The following is a 25,277-nucleotide window of genomic DNA, read 5'->3' on the forward strand; positions in this document are numbered from 1 at the left end:
CCATGAAAATCGACCGGGCCCAGATCGTCGACACGGCGCTGACCATCTTGAACGACGTGGGGATCGACGGGCTGTCCACACGGCTGATCGCTCAGCGCCTCGGCGTGCAGCAGCCGGCGCTCTACTGGCATTTCAAGGGCAAGCAGAGCCTGCTGGCGGCGATGAACACTGAAATGTTGAAGCGAAATCACAGCCGCCGAACGCCGCAACCGGGCGAGACCTGGCAGGACTTCCTGCGCGCCAATGCCCGTAGCTTCCGCTTCGCCCTGCTGGCATGGCGCGACGGAGCACGCGTCCATGCGGGAACGGAGGCCGACCCTTCCGATCTCGATACGATCGAGATTCAGCTTAGCTGCCTGAGCACCGCCGGCTTCACGCCGGGCCAGGCACTGGAACTGCAGATCGCGATCGGCCGCTACGTGGTGGGTTGCGTCCTGGAAGAGCAGGCCGATGGGGCAGGCGCACCGGATCGGCCGGATCTCGACGCCGCCGCAAAAGGCCACCCGACCTTCGCCAAGGCGATCGCGCATTATCGCGCCAACGGGCACGAAGCTTTCTTCGAAAGAGGTCTCGATCTGCTGATCCGCGGCGCCGAGGCCGTGAACCAGACCTGATGCGCCGCAAGAATGGCGAGAGGCAGGCTGCGAGACGGTCGCAAGCAGGCCTCACGCCTCGGCTTTAAAGGTGCGGCCAAGATCCGGACCGGTGCCGAAGTAGTGGCGAAACACATACAGCAGCGGGCTCCATCGGCCGGTGTCGATATGGTTCGTACCCGGGATGACGATATCCCGGTGCGCATGAACGCGGAGCACTTTCGTCTCTATGATCCAGAAATCCTCCTGCCGCTCCGCGGGCCACTCGCCGCCGGGAGCATGCGAGGCAACGACTTCAACCTCAAGCTGGATCGGGCATTCGGCTATGCGAGGCGGGCGGACGAGGTCGGACGCCTGCGGCGTGAAACCGGATACGTCGAACTTGTCGGCCTCGAAACGGTAGCCGATCTTTTCCTTGTGTGGGGGAACCGGGTCGCGGCCGGTGGTCGGGGCCAGCGCTTCTATCTTGGGCCAAAGATCCGGAGACGGGAAATTCAACACGAGCTGGCGCTCGCGCATGGCGTTTTCCCGTCCCTTGCTGGTGGCTGTAAGGCCGAGAACGATACGATCGAAGAGCGCCCAAGCCGAAGACATGGGCGAGATATTCGTCGTGCCATCGGGATTGAGGCTGGTAATCAGCACGACGGGCGTGCCGACATAGAGCACGCTCGGTTTGATGACGATATGCTCGCCGGTGCTCTCGGCGGGCGTGGATGCGGCTATGCTGGTCAACATTGCAAACTCTCCTTTGAGAGCTGCAGCTTAGTCCAACCGCTCATTTCATAGTTCGGTTACGGCCGAACTATGAGATTTGGAAGTCATGCCAGCCGACGCGCAACGACGGGCCGCCGCAAAATTGCATCCTGGTTTTGCGACGCGGCCCGATATCATCGCCGTCAGGCCGCCGCGACGATCCTGTTCCGCCCGGCTTCCTTGGCCTCGTAGACGGCCTTGTCGGCGCGCGCCAGGATGCGCTCGTAGTCGAGCTCTTCCTTGAAGGCGGCAACTCCGATGCTGACGGTGACGGCAAGCCTGTCGCCATCGGCAAGCGGAATGGAAAGCTTCGCGATCTGCGCGCGGATTTTTTCCGCGACTTGCATACCCATCGCTTCGTCGCACTCCACAAGCACGATCAGCATCTCTTCGCCGCCGTAACGGAAGAGAAAATCGGTTTGCCGGACGCTTTCCGTCATTGCTGTTGCGACCGACCTGAGCGCCACATCGCCGACCTTGTGGCCATGCGTATCGTTGATGCGCTTGAAGTGGTCGATATCCAGCAGCAGCACGCAGAAGCCTGTGGCGGCGGGCGTTTTCTGCAGCTGTATCTCACGCATCAGCACCGACGGCATGAACCGGCGCGTCAGCAGCTGCGTGAGCGGGTCGCGGCCGCTCTCGACCTCGATATGCGCCTCGAAGATGCCATTCAGCAGGAACTTGATTGCTGACAGCTCCTCTTCGATCCTCCCCGCCCCGTCTCGGATCTGGGACCGGTCCTCGAAACTTGCCCGTTCCAACGCAGGGACCAGTTCGCCATCGACTTTGTTGACGAGCTGCTTGATAAGCTCAAGCTTCGGCTCGCGTTCGAAGAGGATGTGGGCCTTGTGGTTCAGCCACAGGCCGAATTCGCTCTTCCAAAGCCGGGGAAGCTCGCTGGAAGCGGCATTCTGATAGAAGGTGGCGAGAAGCCCGTGCCCCCACTCCATGAGGGCAGCCCTTTGCCGCTCCCGCTCCATCGCCAGATTCTGACCCAGCAGATGAAGACGGTAGGCTTCGTTGACCCGCGCATTGGAGGCGACGCCCTTCTGATAGCTCTCTTCGCGCACTTCTAGAGCAATATCGAACAGCCCGATGACGAAGGCCATCGCATCGACCAGCTGCTGCCGCGAGACATCGGCCTCCGCGAGGTGCCGCAGGAACCAAAGCTTGATCTTGCGGATGGACCGCGAGACCGCGTGCGGCGGGAAGCCGATACGCGCCATGGCCTCACCGATGCTATCCTGCTCCGAGAAGAAGATCTGGCCCGACGTGGCCCTCGGATCGACGAGCTTTTTCATCCACTCCAGGAACCGCGTGGTGAAGGCCGCCAAGTTTGCGCCTTCGCCAATGAGGGATGCAAGATCGGGATCCCCTTCCAGATAGGCCCTGTAGCGCTGCCGTAGCTCTTCCTCGTGTTCGTGGACGATCGCATAGACGATCTCGTGCGTTTCCGTCGACGTCCGCTCGACAAGGCTGTTCCATTCCCGTGCGATACGTTCAGGCATTACGGTGCTTTCTCGGCTCAAAAAATCGGTCCCTGATATCGCGCCATTCGATCGATGCCCAGCCCTCTTGAGATCGGGCTTCGGAGGCACATTCATCCACGAACTCCATTCCCGCATCGAAGCTGAGAAGGAATTGCGAAGCCGGCGCGCAGCTTATTCCGCCGCCTGCCACCATTCTGACAGTTCGATTGCAGATCGAGACGATGCAGAGTTGAACAGATGATTCCGGTGGCTCAATAACCGATTAAAATGAAGAGTAAACCCCTTCCGCCACACCAAAGACGAATGGCTGTATTGCCAATCTAATCGATCAAAATCTTATTTATTAGTTGAATAAATCATTCGACGAACGACACGAGGAGAAATCAACTTTCATCGGCCTGCCGATGTACCACGCCCCTCTGTTGGTTGCGCAGCACTGACATTGCAGCCCTCGGCTGCCTTCTCGCAGCAAATTCGTCACATCATTGTCATGCCGCTGTCATGCTGCGCCTCTACTCAGGCTTGTAGCTTTTAGAGACACCGATTTTCCGATGACAAGTGACCCAAACCGGATCCAGGCTGCCGTTTCGGCAACAGGATTGGAACTTCATTACGATAAGACGATCGTTCTGGGCGGCATCGATCTTTCGCTCGCCAAGGGACGAACGCTCGCTTTGCTCGGGCCTTCCGGCTGCGGGAAGACTACTCTTCTGCGCCTGGTCGCCGGCCTTCTTGCGCCCACCAAAGGCAACATAACCATTTCGGGCCAAGTGGTCGCCGATGCGGCGGCAAGGACTTTCGTGCCGCCCGAGAAACGCAACCTGGGCATGGTGTTTCAAGACTATGCGCTGTGGCCGCACCTGACGGTTGGCGGCAATGTCTCCTTCCCGCTCGAAATGCGTGGCGTCTCGAAGGCTGAGCGCGAACAGCGCACCATGCGGGCACTGGAACGCGTCGGTCTGGCGGCCCTTGCCGATCGCCGCCCGAGCGACCTTTCCGGCGGTCAGCAGCAACGCGTCGCCATCGCCCGCGCGATCGTTGCCGAGCCGCAGCTCATCCTGTTCGACGAGCCCCTGTCCAATCTCGATCGCGAGTTGCGTGAAAACATGGTCGGCGAGCTTGCCGAGCTGATCGCCACGCTTGGACTGACGGCAATCTACGTCACCCACGACCACAGTGAGGCCCTGACGCTCGCCGACGAAGTTGCCATCATGCGATCCGGCAGGATTGCTCAACTTGCCTCGCCGGATATCCTGATCGAAAACCCGGCTTCGCCTGAAGTCGCCGAGTTCCTGCGGCTTGGCAGCACCGCCGATCTCGAATGGCACGATGATGGCTGGCGCTTGGCGGGCAGCCCGCATGTTCTGTCGGACACGGCGCGACCCGGCCAACAGAAGGCCAGAATTCTCATCCCCACCCGCGCCATATCGCTCGCCGAGCCCACATGGCCGAGCCTGCCCGCAACAGCTCTGCGCTCGCATTTCAGAGGTGACGGGCATCTCGTCACCGCCGCCCCGCACGGCGCAACGGGCATCGAACTTCAGGTTCTGAGCCCGATGAAGATCCGCCCTGGAGAACAGATCGGCCTTTCCGTCGATAGCAGCGGCATCCTGTGGTTCTGATGCAGGTCGCGCAAAAATGTGCAGCCGTTTTGCGACAACGACATGCACGAAACCAAAGACGTCAGGCGCGAGAAGCGAATCGTAGGGATCGCGATGCGCTTTAACGACAAAATCACGAAGTCATAGAGAGGAAAAAATGTTTAAATCACTGAAGCATATCGCTATTTTTGTCATTTCGACAGCACTCCTGAGCGGCGTCGCCCGTGCCGACATCACCGTCTACACCGCCGGCCCGCAGAACCTCATCGACAAGCTTTCCGCCGGCTTCACCGCCCAGAGCGGTATCAAGGTCAACGTCTTCCAGGCAACGACGGGCAAGGTCATGGCACGTATCGAGGCCGAAGCCGCCAATCCCGTCGTCGACGTGCTGATCTCGGCTTCCTGGGATACGGCGACCGATTTCGCCAAGCGCGGCTGGCTCGTGTCCTACACCAGCCCGAATGCCGAAAAAGTCCCGGCATTCCTGAAGACCGATACGGCGGTTGCTCAGGGCGTCTCGGCGCTCGGCATCGCCTGGAACACCAAGAGCGGCACGTCCCAGCCGAAGGAATGGGCCGATCTCGCCAAGCCGGAGTTCAAGGATCTCGTCAATATTCCGGATCCCGCCCAGTCCGGTTCGTCCTTCGAGCTGACGGCGGCCCTCGGCGGCAAGGACGACTATAAGCTCTTTAGGGAACTCAAGGGTAACGGCGCCATCATCGCCGGCGCCAATGCCGAAGCGCTGAACCCGGTGCTGCAGGGCGCCAAGGCCGCCGTCTTCGGTGCGGTCGACTACATCACCTTCGCCGCCAAGGCCAAGGGCGAAAGCATCGACGTCGTCTTCCCGCAATCCGGCACGGTCATCGCGCCGCGTCCGGTCATGATCCTGAACTGGTCCAAGCATCAGGAAGAAGCCAAGAAATTCGTCGACTACATGCTGTCGGATGAAGGTCAGAAGACGGTCGCCGGCACCTTCCTGATGCCGGCCCGCTCCGACATCCCGGCCTCGCGTCCCCTCGTCAGCGATCTCAAGCTGCTCGATTACGACGTCAACGCCGTCTACGGCAAGCGCAAGGAAATCCTGAAGCAGGTCGGCGATCTGTTCGGCGGCAAGTAAGGCTTTATGCGATGAAGACGAAAGGAACAGGCGCTCCAGTGCCGGCGGCGTGGCTGGCTGGCCTAGGGCTGATCATCATCGTTGCCTTTCCTTTCGCGGCCGTCGTGCTGCAGGCAGTCTTCCCCTCCTTGGGGCAAGGCTCGTTTGCGGCCCCCTTCTCGGCCATCGGCAAGACGCTGGCCGACGAAGCGCTCCTGGGGATGACCGCGAATACGGTCATTCTCGGCTGCGCCGTCGTCCTGGCCTCGGCCCTCGTCGCCGTTCCGCTCGGCGTGCTGCGCGCCCTCTACCGCATTCCCTTCGCGCCACTCTGGGATGTGCTTCTGCTCACGCCCTTTATGATTCCCCCCTATATCGCCACGCTCGGCTGGATCATGACGCTGCAGCCGCGCGGCTATCTGGAGCAGCTCGCCGGCTTCAATCTCGCCTCCACCCTGTTCTCGCTGACGGGCATGACCGTGGTCATGACCTTCAACACTTTTCCGGTGGTATACTTCGCCGTCTCGCGCACGGTCGAGGCGGTCGGCGCCCGCTATGCCGATGTCGGCCGCGTCTTCGGCGCTTCGCCGGCACGCGCCTTCTGGCGCATCACGCTGCCGCTATCCGCCCCCGGCCTTGCCGCCAGCCTGTTGCTTGTCTTTGCAGCGGCGATCGAGGAATATGGCACGCCGGCAGCGCTTGGGCGCCGCGCCGGCTTCCAGGTTCTCGTCACCGGCATCGACACTCGCATCGGCGATTGGCCGATCGACCTGCCCGGCGCCGCCATCCTGTCGCTGACCCTCGTCATCATCTCGCTGATCGCATTCCTCATCCAGCGCCGGATCCTCTCGCGACGCTCCTACCAGACCGTCAGCGGCAAGCCGCAGAACAAGGACAAGCGACCGCTTGGGAGCCTGACGGCACCGGTTCTGCTGGCCTTCGGCATCGTCTCGTTCCTTGCGACGGGCGTGCCCATGCTCTCGATCCTCGCCACCGCGCTGTCGAAGACGATCTCGCGAGGCCTCGTCGCCAGCAATCTCGGCCTCGACAATTTCGCCTCCGTCTTCGGCAATAGCGCCGGCGCGCTCGCCGCGCTCGGCAACAGTCTGGCGCTCGGCATCGGCACCGCCGTCATCACAGGTCTTATCGGCGTCACATCCGCCTATGCCGTCGTCAAGACGAAGATGCGCGGCCGCATGCTGATCGACATCATGACCGTGCTGCCCAATGCGCTCCCCGGCATCGTCGTCGCCGTCGGCCTGATCCTCGTCTGGAACATGCCGGGCCTGCCCTTCACGCCTTACAATACCGCAATCATCCTGCTGCTCGCCTATTGCTGCATTCTCCTGCCGCAGACGGCGCGTTATTCCTCGGCTGCCTTCCAGCAGATCGGCGACAATCTCGAGGCCGCCGCCCGCGTTGCCGGCGCCGGCACGCTGACCACTTTCCGCCGCATCCTGCTCCCGCTAGTGCTGCCAAGCCTCGCATCCGCCATGCTCCTCGTCTTCGCACTGGCATCGCGTGAACTCGTCGCCTCCATCGTCCTGGCACCTGTCGGCATGCAGACCATCGCCACCTTCATCTGGCGGCAGTTCGAGCAGGGCTCGATCGGTCTTGGCATGGCCATGGCCTTCGTGACCATCATCGTCACGACGCTCATTCCGCTTGCCTTCCTCGCGCTTCTGCGCCGCAGCGGTCTCGTCGCAGAATAAGAATCCACGCTGATGTTTGCCGGCTAATAAACACCACGTTCTTCCATAGCATGGCCGTGCGCGCGGTGCTGCGCGCACCTCCCCCCCTCGCCTCACCGCAGATCGCCGGGGCCTGCCTGTCGGAAAATTGATATTTCTGCGCAATAGCATCGGCCCGAGAATCGGAACCGATTTTCGGAAAGCCTGATGCGCAGCTGCAAAGAGATAGAGCGTCGCGCTTCCGTAAGGAAGTCCGACGCTCTATGAACGGTTCATGTTTACGCTCATGACCGCCAGCAGCCATTCCCAGGATATCAAGCGCAGCCGCTTTCTTGCGACAGCCGGCCCTGTGGCTGACGAACAGGCTGCGAGAGACTTCATTGCAGACCATGCGGCCGCGGACGCCAACCACAATTGCTGGGCATGGCGTATCGGACAGAACTATCGGTTCAACGACGACGGCGAACCGAGCGGTACCGCAGGCAAGCCGATCCTCCAGGCAATCGATGGACAGGAACTGGATTGCGTCGCCGTCGTGGTGACCCGCTGGTTCGGCGGCATCCTGCTCGGCAGCGGCGGGCTGATGAGGGCCTATGGCGGCACCGCAGCCCTTTGCCTTCAAGCTGCGGAAAAGACCAGGATCGTCCCCAAGATCTCCGTCGACCTGGAGGTTCTGTTCTCGGATCTCGCTTTGCTGAAATCGCGCCTCGCCGCGCTCGCGGATACCGGCATATCAGCAGAACAATTCATCGCCACCGGCGCCGTACTGACCTTGAGCATCCCCGCGGCGGACGCCGACGGCATCCTGCGCATGGTCACGGACCTCACGAGCGGTCGAGTGGTTGTCGATAGGCAGGAATAGGGCATCAGCTTGCGAACACAGCCCCTGAAAGGCAAAAGCACCGTCACTGCGCTGTTGCGCTCGAACTGAGCAGCGAAAGCAGAGTACAGGCCCACGATACGCATCGTGCCATGCCATACCCCACGCAGGGTGCATTCGAGCGCACGACCATCCGATGCCAGTCCGGTTGACATTCTCTGCGGGTGTGACACCGTTCCGGACGGTTGCTGACACAGCGTTTCGAGGCAAAATGACAAAACGATCGCAGGCGGTTATCACCACCGCAGAGGAGCGCCCGCGCGACGGATGGAACGATCCTCTCCACGGCTCCATATCCTGGCACACGCTGCTCAGCAGCGACATCACCCCCACCGACAGCATGAGCGCCGGCATCGCCGAACTCGCGCCCGGCGGCGAACTGAAGCCCCATCGCCACGACCCGTCGGAAATCTATTTCATCTTCGAGGGAACCGGCATCGTTCAGATCGAGGGGCAGGAAACCACGGTCAAGGTCGGCACCACCGTCTTCATCCCCGGCAATGCCGAACACGGCATCCGCAACGAATCGGCAGGCAACCTGAAATTTTTCTACGTCTTCCCGACCGGCTCATTCGCCGACGTGGTCTATCGCTTCCCGGAAAACTGAGAAGGTCTCGGCTGGATGTCGGGATATCGCTTCATGTCGGCCGACAATTGCAGCCAGATGGCGGAGAGGGTGGGATTTGAACCCACGATACCCTTGCAGGTATGCCGCATTTCGAGTGCGGTGCATTCGACCACTCTGCCACCTCTCCGGTTATGCTGGTCGGCGCGTGTCTCAGCGCGGGCTGTCTCATAGCGACAGTCGGAGACGATGGCAAGGGTGAATATGAAAGCTTTTCATCCTTTTGCCTTGACAGATCAGGGACGCTTATATATCCCGTGCGGCGCAATAGGTGTGGATAAGTCCGCGCCTTGCCAGCCCAGCTTTCAGCAGGGCTTCACCGGCAGACCTTTTTGAAGGCTAAGGCCTTTGGATCCCTGCTAAACCTAGACTGATAAAAAGACGGCCGCTCGCCCATATGGCGAGAGAGCCGGAACGAACATGAAAGGATAAAAAATGTTCGCAGTCATCAAGACCGGCGGTAAGCAGTACCGAGTGGCAGCAAACGACGTGCTGACCATCGAGAAGCTCGAAGTCACCGCCGGCGGCACCATAGAATTCACCGAAGTCCTCGTTATCGGCGAAGGCGCCGACGCTGCGATTGGTGCTCCCTTCGTCAAGGGCGCTTCCGTCAAGGCCGAAGTGGTCGAGCACAACCGCGGCAAGAAGGTCATCGCCTTCAAGAAGCGCCGTCGTCAGAACTCGAAGCGTTCGCGCGGCCATCGCCAGCACCACACAGTTGTCCGTATCACGGACATCGTGGCTGCCAAGTAAGTAACGGGATCAGGGTTTAAAGGAGAACTCCAATGGCACACAAAAAAGCTGGCGGTTCCTCGCGCAACGGTCGCGATTCCGAATCCAAGCGCCTTGGCGTGAAGAAGTTCGGCGGCGAAGCCGTCATCGCAGGCAACATTATCGTGCGTCAGCGCGGCACGCAGTGGCACCCGGGCACCAACGTTGGTCTCGGCAAGGATCACACGATTTTTGCGCTTACGGCGGGCAACGTGAACTACCGTACGAAGGCCAATGGCCGCGTGTACGTGTCTGTAATGCCGAAAGCGGAAGCAGCGGAATAAGCCGGTAGCGCTCTAAAACAGCCGGCGTCTCATCGACCCGGCTGAGCGTATCAGGTTCAGTCCAGAAAACAGGGGAGATGGGACGCCATCTCCCCTTTTTCTTTACCCTCAACCAAGGAGGACTGAACCATGCAAGGCGAATTGTTAAGGGAAGACCAATCAAGGTCTCCCGAAGAGCGGCTGAGGCCGGAACGGTTAAGGACCGATTGCCCTGTCTTACTGTCGGAAAGGCTCGTTCTGCGCGCGCCCCACGAAGAAGACATCGACGCCCTTGCCCATCTCGCCAACAACGCCAATGTCGCTACTATGGTATCGCGTATGCCGCACCCGTATACGACCAATGATGCCGCCGATTTCGTGCGACGCACGAAGCTTGGCGAGATTGGCAAGTGCGTCTATGCGATTACGAAAGCCGACAACGGCGCCTTTCTAGGATGCTGCGGCGTCGAGCCGACGGCCGACCCGGACACGGTCGAGATCGGTTACTGGCTGGGCGAGCCTTATTGGAACCAGGGCTACACGACGGAAGCCGCGCATGCGCTGGTCGACATGGTCTTCCGGACGCGCGAAAACGTCGCTCAGATCGATGCTCGCTGCAGGGTCATGAACGTCGCATCGAGGCGGGTCGTTCAGAAGTGCGGTTTCCAGTTCCAGGGGTCCGGCCTTGCCGCGTCGCTCGCACTCGGCAGCACCGTGCCGGTCGAATGGTACAGGCTCGACCGCAAGACCTGGATATCCTTGCGTAGCTGGGGAGGCATGAGATGAACGCGCTCGCCCTCAACCGCCGCAATGACAGGATGCTGATGCCCGGCCCGACGCCGGTCATCCAGACTGGACGGTTGACGCTGCGCCCGCACCGGCTCAGCGACGCCGATATGATTGCGGAATCGCTTTCAGATTTCGCCGTCACCCGCATGCTGGCTCGCGTACCCGCGCCCTATGACCGGCAGGATGCGCTCGACTGGCTGGTCGAGCACACCTCCGGCTTCGGGGCTGATTGGGAATTGGCCATCACCGAGCGGGATGATGCCCATATCGGCAACGTCGGCATCGAGCTCCGCCACGGCCGCTGGCACCTCGGTTATTGGCTGAACCGCTTCTACTGGCGGCAAGGCATTATGACCGAAGCGGTCAAGGCTTCGCTCGAGCGTTTTGCCCGCCGCATGCCCGATGTCGCCGTCCATTCCGGCGCCTTCGCCGACAATCCGGCGTCCTTGAAGCTGCAGCAGAAGCTCGGTTTCGAGATCATCGGATGCTCGGAGCTCTACAGCTTCGCTCGCAACACCATGGTTCCGCACATCGAAACCGTGCTGAGGCCGGGGGCTTTGCGGCTGTCGCAGGCAGCATGACGTCTTGAAACCTGCTATCGCCGGCCTTGCCGGCGATAGCACCGCATCAATCGCGCTGTTCTTCATCTTCTGGCACGAAGACCGCACGATATTCTTTGACCTAAGCCCGAAGCGCCTATATCGAAGGCGACATGACGGGTAAACAGCCGGCCGATGCGCATTCACGGATGCACAAAGGGCGGCGGAAATCGATAAAGAGCGCATAGGCTTTTCCGACTCCCATTCGATCCGAAGGGATATGCGCCGACACCGGGTGACGGACGTAAGATGAAATTTCTCGATGAAGCAAAAGTCTATATTCGCTCAGGCGATGGTGGCGCGGGTAGCGTCTCCTTCCGGCGCGAGAAATTCATCGAATTCGGCGGCCCGGACGGCGGCGATGGCGGCCGCGGCGGCGATGTCTGGGTCGAGGCCGTCAACGGCCTCAACACGCTGATCGACTTTCGTTATCAGCAGCATTTCAAGGCCACGATCGGCATGCACGGCATGGGTAAGAACCGCGCCGGTGCCAAGGGTGCCGACGTGACGCTGAAGGTTCCCGTCGGCACGCAGATCTTCGAGGAAGACGGCGAAACCTTGATCTGCGACATCACGCAGGAAGGCCAGCGCTTTCGCCTGGCGCCCGGCGGCAATGGCGGCTTCGGCAATGCCTATTTCAAGTCCTCGGTCAACCAGGCTCCGGACTGGGCCAATCCCGGCCTGCCGGGCGAGGAAAAGACCCTCTGGCTGCGGTTGAAGCTGATCGCCGATGCCGGTCTCGTCGGTTTGCCGAATGCCGGAAAGTCGACCTTCCTCGCAGCCGTCAGCCGCGCGCGGCCGAAAATCGCCAACTATCCATTTACAACGCTGCACCCCAATCTCGGCGTCGCCACCATCGACGGCCAGGAATTCGTGCTGGCTGACATTCCCGGTCTGATCGAGGGCGCGCATGAAGGCGTCGGCATCGGCGACCGCTTCCTCGGCCATGTCGAGCGCACCCGCGTGCTGCTGCACCTGGTCTCCGCCCAGGAAGAAAAGGTCGGCAAGGCCTACAAGACCGTGAAGCACGAGCTTGAGGCTTACGGCAACGACATCCCCGACAAACCGGAAATCGTCGCGCTATCGCAAATCGACGTGGTCGACGAGGAAACGCTGAAGAAGAAGACGCGCGAGCTGGCGCGTGCTTGCGGCAGAACGCCCTTCCAGATTTCCGCCATCACGGGGCGTGGGATGACGGAAGTGCTGCGCGCGCTGCGTGACGTCATCGTCGAAGCCAATTCAGGCGAGGCGGACAAGCCGGCCAAGGCACCCAAGGTGCGGCACCGTGACATGCAGCTCTCGGACGACGCCGGTGAGGATGAAGACGAACATCGCAGCAACGACGGGGACCAGCAGGGATGACTGCCCGCAAGCCGCTCGACCGTTACCGCCGCATCGTCATCAAGATCGGCTCTGCTCTTCTGGTCGATCGCAAGACCGGCTTGAAGAAATCCTGGCTCGACGGCATGTGCGCCGATATCGCGGCGTTGAAGGCCAAGGGCATCGACGTTCTGGTCGTCTCCTCGGGCGCCATCGCACTCGGTCGCTCCGTACTCGACCTGCCCTCCGGCGCACTGAAGCTGGAGGAGAGCCAGGCCGCCGCGGCCGTGGGCCAGATTTCGCTGGCGCGCGCCTGGTCGGAAAGCCTCTCGCATGACGATATCGTCGCCGGTCAGATCCTGCTGACACTCGGCGACACCGAAGAGCGCCGCCGTTACCTGAACGCCCGCGCCACCATCAACCAGCTTTTGAAGATCGGCGCCGTCCCGATCATCAACGAGAACGATACGGTCGCGACGAGCGAAATCCGCTATGGCGACAATGATCGGCTCGCCGCTCGCGTCGCCACCATGACCGGCGCCGACCTTCTGGTGCTGCTGTCTGATATAGACGGGCTCTACACAGCTCCGCCGCATCTCGATCCCCAAGCGAAATTCCTCGATACCATCGCCGAAATCACGCCGGAGATCGAAGCCATGGCCGGCGGCGCCGCCTCCGAGCTGTCGCGCGGCGGCATGCGCACGAAGATCGATGCCGGCAAGATCGCGACCGGCGCTGGCTGCGCCATGATCATCGCGTCGGGCAAGACGGACCGTCCGCTGCACGCGATCGAAAGCGGCGCCCGCTCTTCCTGGTTCGCCCCGTCGGGTACGCCCGTCACCGCGCGCAAGACCTGGATTGCCGGACAGCTACAGCCGGCTGGCGAACTGCATGTCGACGACGGCGCGGTCACCGCACTCGGAGCCGGTAAGAGCCTGCTGCCCGCTGGTGTGCGCAAGGTCGTTGGCCATTTCGGCCGCGGCGACACGGTTGCCGTCATCGGTCCTTCGGGCCGTGAAATTGCCCGTGGCCTTGCTGGCTACGATGCCGAAGAAGCCCGCCAGATCACCGGCCGCAAGTCGGCGGAGATCGAGGCGATCCTTGGTTATGCCGGCCGCGCCGCCATGGTGCACCGCGACGACCTCGTCATGACCGCGTCCGTCAAGACGAAGGCCGAGAAATCGAAGAAGGATGAAGCTCATGCTTGATACCGTCGCACAAAGCCCCGACATTGATGCGCTGATGAACGATATCGGCCGCAAGGCCCGGGCTGCGTCGCGACCTCTAGCCTTTGCTTCGACTGACAGCAAGAACAAGGCGCTGAACGCCATGGCGGATGCCATTCTTGCCCGCAAGGATCATATCCTCTCTGAAAACGCTAGGGATCTGAAGGATGTCGAGGGCACGGACATGCTCGCCTCCTTCGTCGATCGCCTGACGCTGAACCACAAGCGCGTCACTGAGATGGCCGAGGGCATCCGCGCCATCGCCGCGCTGGCGGATCCAGTGGGCGAAGTCATCGCCGCCTGGGACCGCCCGAACGGGTTGAAGATCGAGCGCGTCCGCACGCCGCTCGGCGTCATCGGCGTCATCTTCGAAAGCCGCCCGAACGTGACGGCCGATGCCGGTGCGCTCTGCCTGAAGGCCGGCAATGCCGTGATCCTGCGCTGCGGCAGCGATTCCCGCCGCTCCTCGCAGGCAATCCATGACTGCCTGGTCGAAGGTCTGAAGGCTGCAGGCCTGCCGGAACATGCCATCCAGCTGGTGCCCGTCAGCGATCGCGCCGCCGTAGGCGCCATGCTGCGTGGCCTGGAAGGCAATATCGATGTTATCGTGCCGCGCGGCGGCAAGAGCCTTGTCGCCCGTGTGCAGGCCGAGGCGCGCGTACCGGTCTTTGCCCATCTGGAGGGTCTTTGCCACCTCTATATCGACGCCTCGGCCGATCTCGACATGGCAAAATCCATTGTCGTCAACGCCAAAATGCGCCGCACGGGCATCTGCGGCGCAGCCGAAACGCTGCTAATCGATTCCAAGGTCGCCTCCACGCATCTGAAGCCGCTCCTTGACGGACTTGCCGCCGCAGGCTGCGAAATCCGCGGCTCCGCCGAAGTCCTCAAGCTTGAGCCCGGCGCAAAGGCCGCAACGGAAGAGGATTGGTCGACGGAATATCTGGCGCCGATCATCTCGGTCGCTCTGGTCGACGGTATCTCCGGCGCGATTGCCCATATCGGCAAATATTCGTCGAACCATACCGAAGCCGTAATCACCGAGGATCCTGCCGTCGTCGAACGCTTCTTCACCGAGATCGACTCGGCGATCCTGCTGCACAATGCCTCGACGCAATTCGCCGATGGCGGCGAATTCGGCATGGGCGCGGAAATCGGCATTGCCACCGGCAAGATGCATGCTCGCGGGCCTGTTGGCGTCGAGCAGCTCACCTCCTTCAAATATCGCGTGCGCGGCACCGGACAGATACGGCCCTAACGTGCTGCAAGAAGAGGTCGATCAACGCTATCTGCGCATGCCCCATGCCGAGCGCGGCATGGTGGTCGGTCTATTCGGTGGCTCCTTCAATCCGCCGCATCGCGGCCATGCCCTGGTGGCCGAGATCGCCATTCGACGGCTCGGTCTCGATCAGCTCTGGTGGATGGTGACACCGGGCAATCCGTTGAAGAACCACAATCACCTGGCGCCGCTCGCCGAGCGCATTGCACTCAGCGAGCAGATGCTGCACGATCCACGCATCAAGGTGACGGCATTCGAGCAAAAGCTGGGTATGAGCTACACGGCCAATACGCTGGCGCATGTGAAGGCACGCAACAAGCATATCCACTTCATCTGGATCATGGGCGCCGATAGCCTGAACACATTCCATCTCTGGCAGAAATGGGAAGAAATCGCCCGCACATTCCCGATCGCCGTCATCGACCGGCCAGGATCGACGCTCTCCTATCTCTCCGCCAAAATGGCAAAGACTTTCCATTATGCGCGCGTCGACGAAGATGATGCCCGCGTCCTCTGGAAGAAGCGCGCGCCGGCCTGGACCTTCATCCACGGGCCACGCTCGGCGCTCAGCTCGACAGCGTTACGCGCGGCGCAATAGAGCATTTCCACGAAAAGTGCGCAGCGGTTTTCCGTCCGGAATGCGTAAACACAAGAAGATGGAGCGTTTCCACGATTCATCGAAGAGCAGAAACGCTCTAACCAACTGATTTTTTTCGGGAAGATAGAAAATAAAAAGCCCGACGCGGGAGGAGGATGCGTCGGGCTTTAAACCTGATCAGCAACTGGGAGGAGGAGAGTTGCTGATCCATATCGAACGGCATTGGGAGGAGGAGATCGCCGTTTCGATGCTTATGTTTTAGCAGGTTTTACCAATTGATAAATAATCGATTGCGCAATGCAGCAATGCAATAGACGCATACATCCAAAAGATTCTTGCCCAAAAATCGCTTCTTTTGCTTCTTGGATGCCATTCAGACATTATCCGAACAAACGTACACCAGCTAAAATCCGCATAAAATCCACGGTTCGTAACGTTGCGTCTTGTTTCGTGAGCGTTCGCCAATCCGTTGGGCGGATGAGCCATGCGTTTTCGCAATGCCCGCGAGCGGCTATATGCGCCACAAAATAGAAAACCCATAAATTTCGTAGGGTTAGATGGCGGTAGGCGATATATTTTTCCAAACACATCCCTAGCCAAGCTTCGCGCGTCGTTATATCTCTCGATGCATGTCGACATCTTTGGGGAGAAATAAGATGGCTACCAGCCGACGCCGATGGATCAAGCTTGCAACCGCCGCACTATCAGCCGCATGGCTCGGGCTTTCGGTCACACCGACCTTTGCCGCCGACAAGATCGTCGTCTTCGCTGCCGCCAGCATGAAGAACGCGCTCGACAATGCCGATGCCGCCTTCACCAAGGAAACCGGCAAGGAAGTCACCGTTTCCTACGCCGCGAGCGGCCCGCTCGCCAAGCAGCTTGAAAACGGCGCGCCGGCCGACATCTTCATTTCCGCCGACACCAACTGGATGGACTATGTTGCCGGCAAGAAACTGATCAAGGACGACAGCCGGGTGAACCTTCTCGGCAACAAGCTCGTCCTCGTTGCCGCCAAGGACAAGGCAAAGCCCGTCGACATCAAGCACGGCTTCGATCTCGCTGCCCTGCTCGGCGATGGCCGACTGGCGATCGGCCAGCCGGAATCGGTGCCGGCTGGCAAGTACGGCAAGACGGCGCTGGAAAAGCTCGGCGTATGGGCTTCGGTTGAAAAGAAAGTCGCCGGCGCCGAAAGCGTGCGTGCAGCACTTGCGCTGGTCTCGCGTGGCGAAGCACCCTTTGGCATCGTCTACCAGACCGATGTCTCGGCCGATCCGGGCGTCGCCGTCGTCGGCACCTTCCCGGCAGACAGCCATCCGCCGATCGTCTACCCGATCGCCATCACCGCGAGCAGCAAGAACCCGGATGTGCAAGCCTATTTCGATTACCTGAAATCGGCTAAGGCTGTTCCCTTCTTCGAGCATGAGGGTTTCACTGTCCTGAAGCGATAAATATCATCGCTGGAGCTTTCTCGCATTTGCGCAATTCCGGACGGAAAACTGCTATGCACTTTTCCTGGAATTGCTCCAGACATCCGGGATAGGGAAAACAAAAACCTAGAGCGTCGTGCTTCCTTTCGGAAGCACAAAGGCGCTCTATCTCCTTGAATCTACGCATCAGGCTTTCCGAAAATCGATTCCGATTTTCGGGCCGATGCTGTAGACTCGCCGGTTCATGGCGAGCCCGATTTGTTTCAAGAGGCAGGATTTGGACGCATTGGGTTTGAGCAGCGACGAATGGACGGCCATAGAGCTGAGCCTGCGCGTGTCGATCGTCGCCATGCTGGTGAGCCTGCCCTTCGGCATCGCTGCCGCCTATCTGCTCGCGCGCGGCCGGTTCTGGGGAAAATCGATCCTCAACGGCATCATCCACCTGCCCTTGATCCTGCCGCCCGTCGTCACCGGCTTCATCCTTCTCATTCTCTTCGGCCGCAAGGGGCCGATCGGGTCGCTGCTCGAGCAATATTTCGGCCTGGTATTCTCGTTCCGCTGGACGGGCGCGGCGCTGGCCTGCGGTGTCATGGGTTTTCCGCTGATGGTCAGAAGTATCCGTCTGTCGATCGAGGCCGTCGACCGCAAGCTGGAAGAAGCCGCCGGCACTTTGGGCGCCGGCCCCATCTGGACCTTCGCGACGGTCACGCTGCCGCTGATCCTTCCCGGCATCATTGCCGGCATGATCCTCTCTTTCGCCAAGGCCATGGGCGAATTCGGCGCCACCGTAACTTTCGTCTCAAACATTCCGGGCGAGACGCAGACCTTGTCTTCGGCTATCTACACCTTCACCCAGGTCCCCGGTGGCGACGCCGGCGCCATGCGGCTCACCATCGTCGCCATCGTCATTTCCATGGCGGCGCTGCTCGCCTCCGAATTCCTCGCCTATCTCGCCGGCCGCAGGGTGGATTTCGAATGACCCTCTCCGTCGACATCCGCCACCGCCTCGGCGCCTTTTCTCTGGAGGCCGCATTCACCTCCGATGGCGGTGTGACGGCCCTCTTTGGTCGCTCGGGCTCGGGCAAGACGTCGATCGTCCGCATCATCGCCGGCCTCACCCGGCCCGATCACGGCCGCATCAGCCTGGACGACACCGTACTTGCCGATACAAGCCGGCAGTTTTTCGTGCCGCGCCATCGTCGGCGCTTCGGCTACGTCTTCCAGGAGGCGCGGCTGTTCCCACATTTGTCCGTGCGGCAGAATCTCAGTTACGGCCGTTGGTTCGCGCCCAAAAACGGACGCAGCGAGAGCTTTGACGGCGTTGTCGATCTTCTCGGCATTGGCACACTTCTCGATCGACGGCCGGCAAAGCTCTCCGGCGGAGAGAAGCAGCGCGTCGCGATCGGCCGTGCCCTGTTATCCTCTCCTCGGCTTCTGCTGATGGACGAACCGCTCGCGGCGCTCGACGAAGCCCGTAAGGCGGAAATTCTTCCCTATCTCGAACGGCTGCGCGACGAGACGAAGATACCGATCATCTATGTCAGCCACTCCATTGCCGAGGTGGCGCGCCTTGCCAACCGCGTCGTCGTCATGCACGACGGCAAGGTGGAAACGATCGGTGCTGCCGCCGATGTCTTCAGCCAACTGTCCGGTCCGCTGGCTACAGATCGTCGCGAAGCCGGCGTGCTCCTGGAAGGCCGTGTGGAATCGTTGGACGACCGGCATCACCTCACCGTCGTCGCCCTGAAAACGACAAAGCTGTTCGTTCCCGGTCAGGCTGCGACCGTCGGCAAGACGGTACGCGTCCATATCCCAGCCCGCGACGTCATGCTGGCGACCACACGGCCGGAAGGCCTGAGCGCCCTCAATATTCTCGACGGCAAGGTTTGCGATATCGGCACGGCTGCGGACGGAACGGCAGAGGTCAGGGTCGATTGCGGTGGCGATATCGTCACGGCCCGCATCACGCAATTCTCGGCCGAGCGACTGAGGTTACGGGTGGGCCTGCCGATCCATGCGGTCATCAAGACCGTGGCACTGGAACAATAGAGCATTTCCAGGAAAAGTGCGCAGCGGTTTTCCGTCCGGAATGCGTGAACACAACAAGATAGAGCGTTTTCGCGATTCATGAGAAGCAGAAGCGCTCTGCAAGCTATCAAGCTTTCTTGGGCGATGCGTCCGCCGGGCTGCGATTGGCTTCGAGCCAGTTCAAATCGTCGGCAATGGCCGTGCGCAACGTCGTTTCCATACTGCGGAAACGCCGAAGCAGCTCCTCGCCGAACGGCGTCAGGGCAGCCCCGCCACCCTTCTGGCCACCGCGTTGCGATTCCACCACCGGCTCGCGAAACATATGGTTCAATTCGCTGATGAGCAGCCATGCCCGGCGATAGGACATGTCCATCGCGCGACCGGCAGCCGAAATGGATCCGGTCTCCTGAATATGCTCCAGAAGCTCCATCTTGCCGCGCCCAAGCCGATCCTGCCCCGAAAAGCTGATGCGGAGGATAGGCTTCAACGATGGCTGCGGAGCGTCTGTCATGGCATCTGGAATGTTTTGCTATGTTTCCGTGTATACGCGGCCTTCGCGCGCCTGGAAAGGACGATGGGTGGAGCGAGCGAGGAATTTGCCCGTCAATCGTGCGTTGCGAGGCGAAAAGGCGGGAAATTGCCCATAACTGTCCATATCTGGTGGCAATTCATCGATTTTCGCCACAAATCCTTGTTCCCGAGGTCGATTGGCGACCTCGGGCGTCTTGAAACCTTTATACAATGATGCCTATCTTTGTAGCGTGATCGACTCAGATCGCGTATGTGCATGTTCTGTTACTCAAGGAAGGAAGAGCACTGACAACAGTACACGCCAAGGGAAGAGCGCCTGTCGTTATCCCGAAGAGCCCGGAACGTGGCGCTGATGCCGCTGCCCGAGCCCTGCAAGCCGTCCTCGTAAGCCTCGAGGACTCCAAGGCCGAAAATATCGTCCCCATCGACATTGCTGGCAAATCCGCACTCGGAGACTACATGGTCATCGTCTCCGGTCGCTCGAGCCGCCATGTCCTGGCGATTGCCGACCATCTCATGACCGATCTCAAGGACGAGGGCTTCGGCAATGCCCGCGTCGAAGGTCTGGATGGCGGCGACTGGGTGTTGATCGACACCGGCGACATCATCGTTCATGTCTTCCGTCCGGAGATCCGCGAGTTCTACAACATCGAAAAGATGTGGGCAGCACCCGATCTCGACGAAGGCACGCTGCACTAACCGAGCCACAGCATTTCCAGGAAAAGTGCGTAGCGGTTTTCCGTCCGGAATGCGAAATGCTTCAAGAGCGCCGTTCCCGGCCCGGTTGGCAGCTTTTCATCGCCGGACCTGATCGTCCGGCAGGAATCTGTTTGTGTCGCCATAGCGGCGAATATGCGTGGGAGCGGGAATGCGGATCGGTCTTTTTGCGGTGGGACGGTTGAAAACCGGCCCTGAAAAGGATCTTGCGGCTCGCTATCTCGACCGTTTCGCCAAAGCCGGGCCGGCCATCGGCCTGGAGCTGGCGCGCATGACCGAGGTTGCCGAAAGCCGCGCCTCCAATGGCGAGACCCGCAAGCGCGAAGAGGCGGGCCTCTTGCAAAAGGCGCACCCGGAAGGTGGCGTCCTCATTCTTCTCGACGAACGCGGCAAAGCTTTGGACAGCGAGGCCTTCGCTGCCATGCTCGGCACGTTCCGCGATCAGGGCAAGCGCGACCTGACGATCGCAATCGGCGGTGCCGATGGCCTCGATCCCTCTCTTTACGACAAAGCCGACATGACCATATGCCTCGGCAAGCTGACCTGGCCGCACCAGCTGGTGCGCATCCTCATTGCCGAGCAGCTCTACCGCGCGGTGACCATTCTTTCCGGCCACCCTTACCACCGGGTGTAACCGCGTCCCCCTCATCGAAAACAGTTTGGCTTTCGGGCTTTTTGCGTTAACGAAACGCTCACACAGGCGTGTTTTGATTCCCGCCTCAAAAGTGACGATGCTTCCTAGCTGATCGCGACAAATCGGCTTATTTTCACGCGATCCGAAGGGACCAGGCCCGAATCGACCGGATGAAAAAAGCCCTGCCCATGCTTTCCCGCTTTCTGCTGCCCTCTCTGGCGGCATGTCTTGGCGTGGGCGCCTATGCGGCCGGTCCGTTTTCTCTGAGCGACATGGCCTTCGCACAGCAAGCCGCCGACGGCACAGCGCAGGCACCGGACGACCGCCCGGCGGCAACGGCAGCCCCCGCAGAGCCGGCCCCGGACCCGACGGCCGAACTTGCCCGCAAGCGCGATGAAACGCGTACGCAGCTTGAGGCTCTGTCGAAGACGATCAGCCTCTCCTCCGGCAAGACCAAGGAGCTGGAAGACAGCATCGCGTCGCTCGACAAGAGCACGGCGAGCCTGCGCCAGGCGCTGATCGACAGCGCGGCCCGACGCAAGGATCTGGACCGCAAGATCCAGCAAAGCGAGAAGACGCTGACGGACCTGGCGGTTAAGGAAGACAAGATCCGCGGCTCACTCCATGAGCGCCGCGCCCTGCTGGCCGAAGTGCTGGGCGCGCTGGAGCGCATGGGGCGCAACCCCCCGCCGGCGCTGCTGGTGACGCCCGACGACGCACTCGCCTCCGTGCGCAGCGCCATTCTGCTCGGAGCCGTCGTGCCGGGGATGCGCAAGGAAACTGACCAGCTCATTGCCGATCTCACGGATCTCAGCAAGCTGCATGCGGCTGCGGCTGCCGAAAAAGCCGACCTCACCACCACCATGACCAACAGTCTGGAGGAGGAGCGGCGCATGGACCTGCTGATCGCCGAGAACGACAAGCACAGCAAGGAAAACTCAGCCCAGCTCGAGGCCGAGCGCAAGCGTGCCGAGGAACTGGCGGGTCAGGCGACCAGTCTGGAGGGACTCGTCGCCTCGCTCGAGAGCCAGATCGGCTCGGTCCGCGACGCGGCCGCTGCTGCCCGCGCCGAAGAAGCGCGGCGGGCGCTGCTCACCGATCAGCAACGGGAGCAGGCAAAGGCGCTCGCCGAGAGCGGCGTGCCCGATAAAAACCGCATTACGCCCGCATATGCCTTCTCCGACCTTAAGAAGAAGTTGGAGCTGCCCGTGGCGGGCGATACCCTCCGCCAATTCGGCGACGACGACGGCACAGGCCACACGGCGATGGGATTGACCATTGCGACCGGTCCGAATGCGCTCGTCACCGCTCCCGCCGATGGTACGGTTGTCTATGCCGGCGCGTTTCGCAGCTACGGCCAGATGATCATCCTGGATACCGGCGACGGCTATCATATGGTGCTGTCGGGCATGGACGCGATCAAGACGCGCCCCGGCAGATTTGTTTTCGCCGGCGAGCCGCTCGCCGCGATGGGCCAGAAAAGAGTCGCGAGTGCGACCGCATTGGCGCTGGAAACGGATCGGCCAACGCTTTACATTGAATTCCGAAAAGATGGGAAGCCGGTCGATTCTCGACCGTGGTGGACCTCCAAAGACACTGGAAAGGCACGCAATGATACGTAGGGCTTCTCTTGTTCTCGTTGGCGCATTGATGGGTGCGACGGCGATGGGCGTTATCTATACGGCGGTGGCGCCGGCCGAAGCCGCGGGAACGTCCACCTACAAGGAGTTGTCGATTTTCGGCGACGTCTTTGAACGCGTTCGCGCCCAGTATGTGACGCCACCCCAGGAAGACAAGCTGATCGAAGCCGCCATCAACGGCATGCTGTCATCGCTGGACCCGCATTCCAGCTACATGAATGCCAAGGATGCCGAAGACATGCGCACCCAGACCAAGGGTGAGTTCGGCGGTCTCGGCATCGAAGTCACGATGGACAATGATCTCGTCAAGGTCATCACCCCGATCGACGATACCCCAGCCGCCAAGGCCGGTGTCCTTGCAGGCGACTACATCACCGCCATCGACGGCCAGTCGGTGCGCGGCCTGAAGCTGGAAGATGCCGTCAACAAGATGAAGGGCGCCGTCAAGACGCCGGTCAAATTGACCTTGATGCGCAAGGACGCGGACAAGCCGATCGAGCTCACCATCGTTCGCGACGTGATCGCCATCGCTGCCGTCAAGTCGCGCGAGGAAGGCGGCAATGTCGGCTATATCCGCATCATCTCCTTCACGGAAAAGACAACGCCGGATCTCGAAGCCGCGATCGCCAAGATCAAGAAGGATATCCCGGCTGACAAGCTGAAGGGCTACGTTCTCGACCTGCGCCTGAACCCCGGCGGTCTGCTCGACCAGGCGATCAACGTCGCCGACGACGTCCTCGAACGCGGCGAGATCGTTTCGACCCGCGGCCGCAACCCGGACGAGACCCGACGCTTCAACGCCACGCCTGGCGATCTGACCGACGGCAAGCCGATCATCGTGCTCATCAACGGCGGCTCGGCCTCGGCTTCGGAAATCGTCGCTGGCGCTCTGCAGGATCTGCGCCGCGCCACTGTTGTCGGCACCCAGTCCTTCGGCAAGGGTTCCGTCCAGACGATCATTCCGCTCGGAGACGGCAACGGTGCGTTGCGCCTGACGACGGCGCTCTATTACACGCCATCGGGCCGCTCGATCCAGGGCACCGGCATCACCCCTGACATCAAGGTCGACCAGCCGCTGCCGGACGATCTGAAGGGCAAGCTGACGTCTGAGGGCGAATCCAGCCTTCCGGGCCATATCAAGGGCCAGAGCGAAACCGACAAGGGCTCCGGCTCCTCGGCCTACATGCCGCCGGATCCGAAGGACGATATCCAGCTCAACTACGCGCTGGATCTGCTGCGCGGCAACAAGACCGATCCGGCCTTCCCGCCGAACCCGGAAAAGGCGGTTTCCTCCAAGTAAGGATATGGCGCCGGGCTGGAAACAGACCCGGCGCTTTCACTATCGTGAGAGCGGAACTCGCGTATCGTTCCGCTCTGTTCGATCGGGCAAGCGCGGCCTTGTTCCAGTACTGTTTCGTCGATGTTTTAATACTTTGAGCCTGAGCCAGGATTTTCCATTGCGGTAACCGCTGGAAAACGGAATGCTCAGCGCCGGAACAAATTCCCGTTTGGGGTGGATACGGACTTTGGGAACGGATTTGCATGCACCGCTGGGACAGAATCGCGGCCCCGGCCGCCAACGGAGAACCCCGCCCTTCGGGCGTATTCTCGGCGGCCTCTGCCTGATCGCGATCGCCGGCTTCTCCCTTTATTCGGCGCTGCTGCACGACGATCTCAAGAAAACCCAGCCGATCGAGACGGCCAAAAAGGAAGATGCAGCTCCGCCGGCCGACACCAGGCCGTCCACCAACGGCACGAGCAGCCTGACACAGGTCGACCCGCAATCAGGAGCCAATACCACACGTGTCGTCACCGATGACGGTTCCGTCGTCACCATGTTCAGCCCCGGCAGTCGCGATGGCAATGGTCCGGTCCTGATCAATGCCAATCAGATCGGCCAGGATCCTCGCATGGCGACGACGCCGAACGACAGCCTGCTGGAGGATTCGCCGTTCGGCAAGCTGCCGATCACCGGGCCGAGTGGGCTGAGACCGATGGATCAGTATGCCAGACCCTGGTCCGGCGCCCGCGGCACGCGCATCGCCATCGTCGTCAGCGGCCTCGGCCTCAGCCAGACCGGCACGCAGCGCGCCATCGAGAAGCTGCCGGAAGAGATCACCCTGGCCTTCGCGGTCAGCGGCAACAGCCTTCAGCGCTGGATGCAGGATGCACGGCGCGGCGGCCACGAAATTCTCATTCAGGTTCCCTTCGAGCCATTCGATTATCCCAGCAACAATCCGGGACCGGACACGTTGCTGACATCGCTGTCTGCTACGAAGAATATCGACAATCTGCACAAGGCGATGGGCAAGATTACCAACTATACCGGCATCATGAACTATCTCGGCGGCCGCTTCCTTGCCAATCCCGGCGCTATGGAGCCGGTGCTGCGTGATATCGGCAAGCGCGGCCTGCTTTTCCTCGACGACGGCTCGTCTGCGCAATCCAAATCCGGGACGCTCGCCAAGACGCTTGAGGTGCCGCACGCCTTAGCCGACGTGCAGCTCGATGGCGAATTGCAGCAAGACGCGATCATGCGGAAGCTTGACGAACTGGAGCGGATTGCCCGTCGTAACGGATCCGCGATCGGCGTCGCCTCCGCCTTCGACGAGAGCGTCGACGCCATCAGCAAGTGGAGTGAGGAAGCCGCCATGCGCGGCATCGAAATCGTCGCGGTCTCGGCGCTTGCCAACGACCCGAAACGTCCATGATTTATTGGAGAAACA

The 25,277-nt window shown here is 61.1% G+C and carries 24 protein-coding genes, 1 tRNA gene and 1 pseudogene; 22 read left to right on the plus strand and 4 right to left on the minus strand.

What is annotated here, in order from left to right:
* The first annotated feature begins 2 nt into the window (after positions 1-2).
* On the plus strand, positions 3-614 hold the full coding sequence (locus ACIQJ2_RS20570; RefSeq protein WP_199148598.1) for a TetR/AcrR family transcriptional regulator C-terminal domain-containing protein: 612 nt from the start codon (positions 3-5) through the stop codon (positions 612-614).
* Positions 615-665: 51 nt separating this feature from the next.
* On the opposite strand, the gene ACIQJ2_RS20575 is transcribed toward ACIQJ2_RS20570, so the two are convergent.
* Together ACIQJ2_RS20575 and ACIQJ2_RS20580 are read right to left on the minus strand one after the other, a co-directional pair.
* Positions 666-1,328 (minus strand): flavin reductase family protein, encoded by a 663-nt coding sequence (locus ACIQJ2_RS20575; RefSeq protein WP_199148597.1) that lies wholly within the window; start codon positions 1,326-1,328, stop codon positions 666-668.
* Positions 1,329-1,489: 161 nt separating this feature from the next.
* Positions 1,490-2,854, minus strand: a complete 1,365-nt coding sequence (locus ACIQJ2_RS20580) for a GGDEF domain-containing protein (protein WP_199148596.1) — start codon at positions 2,852-2,854, stop codon at positions 1,490-1,492.
* A 533-nt stretch (positions 2,855-3,387) separates the two neighbouring features.
* On the opposite strand from ACIQJ2_RS20580, the gene ACIQJ2_RS20585 reads away from it, so the two are divergent.
* The 5 genes from ACIQJ2_RS20585 (at position 3,388) to ACIQJ2_RS20605 (ending at position 8,711) form a co-directional block, all read left to right on the plus strand.
* A complete protein-coding gene (locus ACIQJ2_RS20585) occupies positions 3,388-4,458 on the plus strand; it encodes an ABC transporter ATP-binding protein (RefSeq protein WP_400671064.1) in 1,071 nt (356 codons plus the stop codon).
* 136 nt (positions 4,459-4,594) lie between these two features.
* Positions 4,595-5,554 (plus strand): ABC transporter substrate-binding protein, encoded by a 960-nt coding sequence (locus ACIQJ2_RS20590; protein WP_400671067.1) that lies wholly within the window; start codon positions 4,595-4,597, stop codon positions 5,552-5,554.
* 11 nt (positions 5,555-5,565) lie between these two features.
* Positions 5,566-7,245, plus strand: a complete 1,680-nt coding sequence (locus ACIQJ2_RS20595; RefSeq protein WP_400671070.1) for an ABC transporter permease — start codon at positions 5,566-5,568, stop codon at positions 7,243-7,245.
* 253 nt (positions 7,246-7,498) lie between these two features.
* Positions 7,499-8,086: an IMPACT family protein gene (locus ACIQJ2_RS20600; RefSeq protein ID WP_400671072.1), complete on the plus strand. Its 588-nt coding sequence runs from the start codon at positions 7,499-7,501 to the stop codon at positions 8,084-8,086.
* Positions 8,087-8,315: 229 nt separating this feature from the next.
* The gene (locus ACIQJ2_RS20605; RefSeq protein ID WP_400671074.1) at positions 8,316-8,711 is read left to right on the plus strand and encodes a cupin domain-containing protein; all 396 of its coding nucleotides are present in this window, start codon (positions 8,316-8,318) and stop codon (positions 8,709-8,711) included.
* Between the two features lie 58 nt (positions 8,712-8,769).
* On the opposite strand, the gene ACIQJ2_RS20610 is transcribed toward ACIQJ2_RS20605, so the two are convergent.
* Positions 8,770-8,859 (minus strand) — tRNA-Ser (locus tag ACIQJ2_RS20610).
* A gap of 305 nt (positions 8,860-9,164) precedes the next feature.
* Here ACIQJ2_RS20610 and rplU point away from each other — a divergent pair.
* The 11 genes from rplU to modC all read left to right on the plus strand — a co-directional run bounded on the left by rplU (position 9,165) and on the right by modC (position 19,050).
* Positions 9,165-9,482 (plus strand): 50S ribosomal protein L21, encoded by a 318-nt coding sequence (gene rplU, locus ACIQJ2_RS20615; RefSeq protein ID WP_400671076.1) that lies wholly within the window; start codon positions 9,165-9,167, stop codon positions 9,480-9,482.
* Positions 9,483-9,514: 32 nt separating this feature from the next.
* A complete protein-coding gene (rpmA, locus tag ACIQJ2_RS20620; protein WP_092846384.1) occupies positions 9,515-9,784 on the plus strand; it encodes a 50S ribosomal protein L27 in 270 nt (89 codons plus the stop codon).
* Between the two features lie 129 nt (positions 9,785-9,913).
* Complete coding sequence (locus tag ACIQJ2_RS20625) at positions 9,914-10,549, plus strand: GNAT family N-acetyltransferase (RefSeq protein ID WP_199149566.1); 636 nt, start codon at positions 9,914-9,916, stop codon at positions 10,547-10,549.
* Entirely contained in the window at positions 10,546-11,133 is a 588-nt protein-coding gene (locus tag ACIQJ2_RS20630) for a GNAT family N-acetyltransferase (protein ID WP_400671080.1), read from the plus strand. Before ACIQJ2_RS20625 ends, ACIQJ2_RS20630 begins: the two co-directional genes overlap by 4 nt.
* A gap of 267 nt (positions 11,134-11,400) precedes the next feature.
* On the plus strand, positions 11,401-12,513 hold the full coding sequence (gene obgE / locus ACIQJ2_RS20635) for a GTPase ObgE (protein ID WP_400671083.1): 1,113 nt from the start codon (positions 11,401-11,403) through the stop codon (positions 12,511-12,513).
* Positions 12,510-13,679, plus strand: coding sequence for a glutamate 5-kinase (gene proB / locus ACIQJ2_RS20640; RefSeq protein WP_400671085.1), 1,170 nt, complete (start codon positions 12,510-12,512; stop codon positions 13,677-13,679). The genes obgE and proB overlap by 4 nt, the downstream gene beginning before the upstream one ends.
* On the plus strand, positions 13,672-14,955 hold the full coding sequence (locus ACIQJ2_RS20645) for a glutamate-5-semialdehyde dehydrogenase (protein ID WP_400671088.1): 1,284 nt from the start codon (positions 13,672-13,674) through the stop codon (positions 14,953-14,955). Before proB ends, ACIQJ2_RS20645 begins: the two co-directional genes overlap by 8 nt.
* Positions 14,956-14,992: 37 nt before the next feature.
* On the plus strand, positions 14,993-15,574 hold the full coding sequence (locus ACIQJ2_RS20650; protein WP_400671273.1) for a nicotinate-nucleotide adenylyltransferase: 582 nt from the start codon (positions 14,993-14,995) through the stop codon (positions 15,572-15,574).
* Between the two features lie 656 nt (positions 15,575-16,230).
* Positions 16,231-17,022 (plus strand): molybdate ABC transporter substrate-binding protein, encoded by a 792-nt coding sequence (gene modA / locus ACIQJ2_RS20655; RefSeq protein ID WP_400671091.1) that lies wholly within the window; start codon positions 16,231-16,233, stop codon positions 17,020-17,022.
* A 256-nt stretch (positions 17,023-17,278) separates the two neighbouring features.
* Positions 17,279-17,980 (plus strand): molybdate ABC transporter permease subunit, encoded by a 702-nt coding sequence (gene modB / locus ACIQJ2_RS20660; RefSeq protein WP_199149559.1) that lies wholly within the window; start codon positions 17,279-17,281, stop codon positions 17,978-17,980.
* Positions 17,977-19,050 (plus strand): molybdenum ABC transporter ATP-binding protein, encoded by a 1,074-nt coding sequence (modC, locus tag ACIQJ2_RS20665; protein ID WP_400671094.1) that lies wholly within the window; start codon positions 17,977-17,979, stop codon positions 19,048-19,050. Before modB ends, modC begins: the two co-directional genes overlap by 4 nt.
* A 106-nt stretch (positions 19,051-19,156) precedes the next feature.
* Here modC and ACIQJ2_RS20670 read toward each other — a convergent pair whose 3' ends face one another.
* Complete coding sequence (locus ACIQJ2_RS20670) at positions 19,157-19,540, minus strand: winged helix-turn-helix domain-containing protein (RefSeq protein WP_400671097.1); 384 nt, start codon at positions 19,538-19,540, stop codon at positions 19,157-19,159.
* A gap of 276 nt (positions 19,541-19,816) precedes the next feature.
* On the opposite strand from ACIQJ2_RS20670, the pseudogene rsfS reads away from it, so the two are divergent.
* The 5 genes and pseudogenes from rsfS (at position 19,817) to ACIQJ2_RS20695 (ending at position 25,262) form a co-directional block, all read left to right on the plus strand.
* Positions 19,817-20,259, plus strand: a pseudogene (gene rsfS, locus ACIQJ2_RS20675) (ribosome silencing factor).
* 169 nt (positions 20,260-20,428) lie between these two features.
* Positions 20,429-20,911 (plus strand): 23S rRNA (pseudouridine(1915)-N(3))-methyltransferase RlmH, encoded by a 483-nt coding sequence (rlmH, locus tag ACIQJ2_RS20680; protein WP_199149555.1) that lies wholly within the window; start codon positions 20,429-20,431, stop codon positions 20,909-20,911.
* Between the two features lie 170 nt (positions 20,912-21,081).
* Entirely contained in the window at positions 21,082-22,533 is a 1,452-nt protein-coding gene (locus ACIQJ2_RS20685; protein WP_199149554.1) for a murein hydrolase activator EnvC, read from the plus strand.
* Complete coding sequence (locus ACIQJ2_RS20690; RefSeq protein WP_199149553.1) at positions 22,523-23,851, plus strand: S41 family peptidase; 1,329 nt, start codon at positions 22,523-22,525, stop codon at positions 23,849-23,851. Before ACIQJ2_RS20685 ends, ACIQJ2_RS20690 begins: the two co-directional genes overlap by 11 nt.
* A gap of 226 nt (positions 23,852-24,077) precedes the next feature.
* Positions 24,078-25,262, plus strand: coding sequence for a divergent polysaccharide deacetylase family protein (locus ACIQJ2_RS20695; RefSeq protein ID WP_400671101.1), 1,185 nt, complete (start codon positions 24,078-24,080; stop codon positions 25,260-25,262).
* Positions 25,263-25,277: the final 15 nt, after the last annotated feature.

Source organism: Rhizobium sp. NPDC092011, from assembly GCF_044756305.1.
Taxonomy (GTDB): domain Bacteria; phylum Pseudomonadota; class Alphaproteobacteria; order Rhizobiales; family Rhizobiaceae; genus Rhizobium.

Coding starts and splice junctions, on each gene's coding strand:
- ACIQJ2_RS20595 (WP_400671070.1), top strand. CDS start 5,566: ATGAAGACGAAAGGAACAGGCGCTCCAGTGCCGGCGGCGTGGCTGGCT.
- modC (WP_400671094.1), top strand. CDS start 17,977: ATGACCCTCTCCGTCGACATCCGCCACCGCCTCGGCGCCTTTTCTCTG.
- ACIQJ2_RS20600 (WP_400671072.1), top strand. CDS start 7,499: ATGTTTACGCTCATGACCGCCAGCAGCCATTCCCAGGATATCAAGCGC.
- ACIQJ2_RS20575 (WP_199148597.1), bottom strand. CDS start 1,328: ATGTTGACCAGCATAGCCGCATCCACGCCCGCCGAGAGCACCGGCGAG.
- ACIQJ2_RS20670 (WP_400671097.1), bottom strand. CDS start 19,540: ATGACAGACGCTCCGCAGCCATCGTTGAAGCCTATCCTCCGCATCAGC.
- ACIQJ2_RS20580 (WP_199148596.1), bottom strand. CDS start 2,854: ATGCCTGAACGTATCGCACGGGAATGGAACAGCCTTGTCGAGCGGACG.
- ACIQJ2_RS20630 (WP_400671080.1), top strand. CDS start 10,546: ATGAACGCGCTCGCCCTCAACCGCCGCAATGACAGGATGCTGATGCCC.
- ACIQJ2_RS20685 (WP_199149554.1), top strand. CDS start 21,082: ATGAAAAAAGCCCTGCCCATGCTTTCCCGCTTTCTGCTGCCCTCTCTG.
- ACIQJ2_RS20625 (WP_199149566.1), top strand. CDS start 9,914: ATGCAAGGCGAATTGTTAAGGGAAGACCAATCAAGGTCTCCCGAAGAG.
- obgE (WP_400671083.1), top strand. CDS start 11,401: ATGAAATTTCTCGATGAAGCAAAAGTCTATATTCGCTCAGGCGATGGT.
- ACIQJ2_RS20690 (WP_199149553.1), top strand. CDS start 22,523: ATGATACGTAGGGCTTCTCTTGTTCTCGTTGGCGCATTGATGGGTGCG.
- proB (WP_400671085.1), top strand. CDS start 12,510: ATGACTGCCCGCAAGCCGCTCGACCGTTACCGCCGCATCGTCATCAAG.
- rplU (WP_400671076.1), top strand. CDS start 9,165: ATGTTCGCAGTCATCAAGACCGGCGGTAAGCAGTACCGAGTGGCAGCA.
- ACIQJ2_RS20585 (WP_400671064.1), top strand. CDS start 3,388: ATGACAAGTGACCCAAACCGGATCCAGGCTGCCGTTTCGGCAACAGGA.
- ACIQJ2_RS20650 (WP_400671273.1), top strand. CDS start 14,993: ATGCCCCATGCCGAGCGCGGCATGGTGGTCGGTCTATTCGGTGGCTCC.
- ACIQJ2_RS20570 (WP_199148598.1), top strand. CDS start 3: ATGAAAATCGACCGGGCCCAGATCGTCGACACGGCGCTGACCATCTTG.
- modA (WP_400671091.1), top strand. CDS start 16,231: ATGGCTACCAGCCGACGCCGATGGATCAAGCTTGCAACCGCCGCACTA.
- ACIQJ2_RS20590 (WP_400671067.1), top strand. CDS start 4,595: ATGTTTAAATCACTGAAGCATATCGCTATTTTTGTCATTTCGACAGCA.
- ACIQJ2_RS20605 (WP_400671074.1), top strand. CDS start 8,316: ATGACAAAACGATCGCAGGCGGTTATCACCACCGCAGAGGAGCGCCCG.
- rpmA (WP_092846384.1), top strand. CDS start 9,515: ATGGCACACAAAAAAGCTGGCGGTTCCTCGCGCAACGGTCGCGATTCC.
- rlmH (WP_199149555.1), top strand. CDS start 20,429: ATGCGGATCGGTCTTTTTGCGGTGGGACGGTTGAAAACCGGCCCTGAA.
- ACIQJ2_RS20645 (WP_400671088.1), top strand. CDS start 13,672: ATGCTTGATACCGTCGCACAAAGCCCCGACATTGATGCGCTGATGAAC.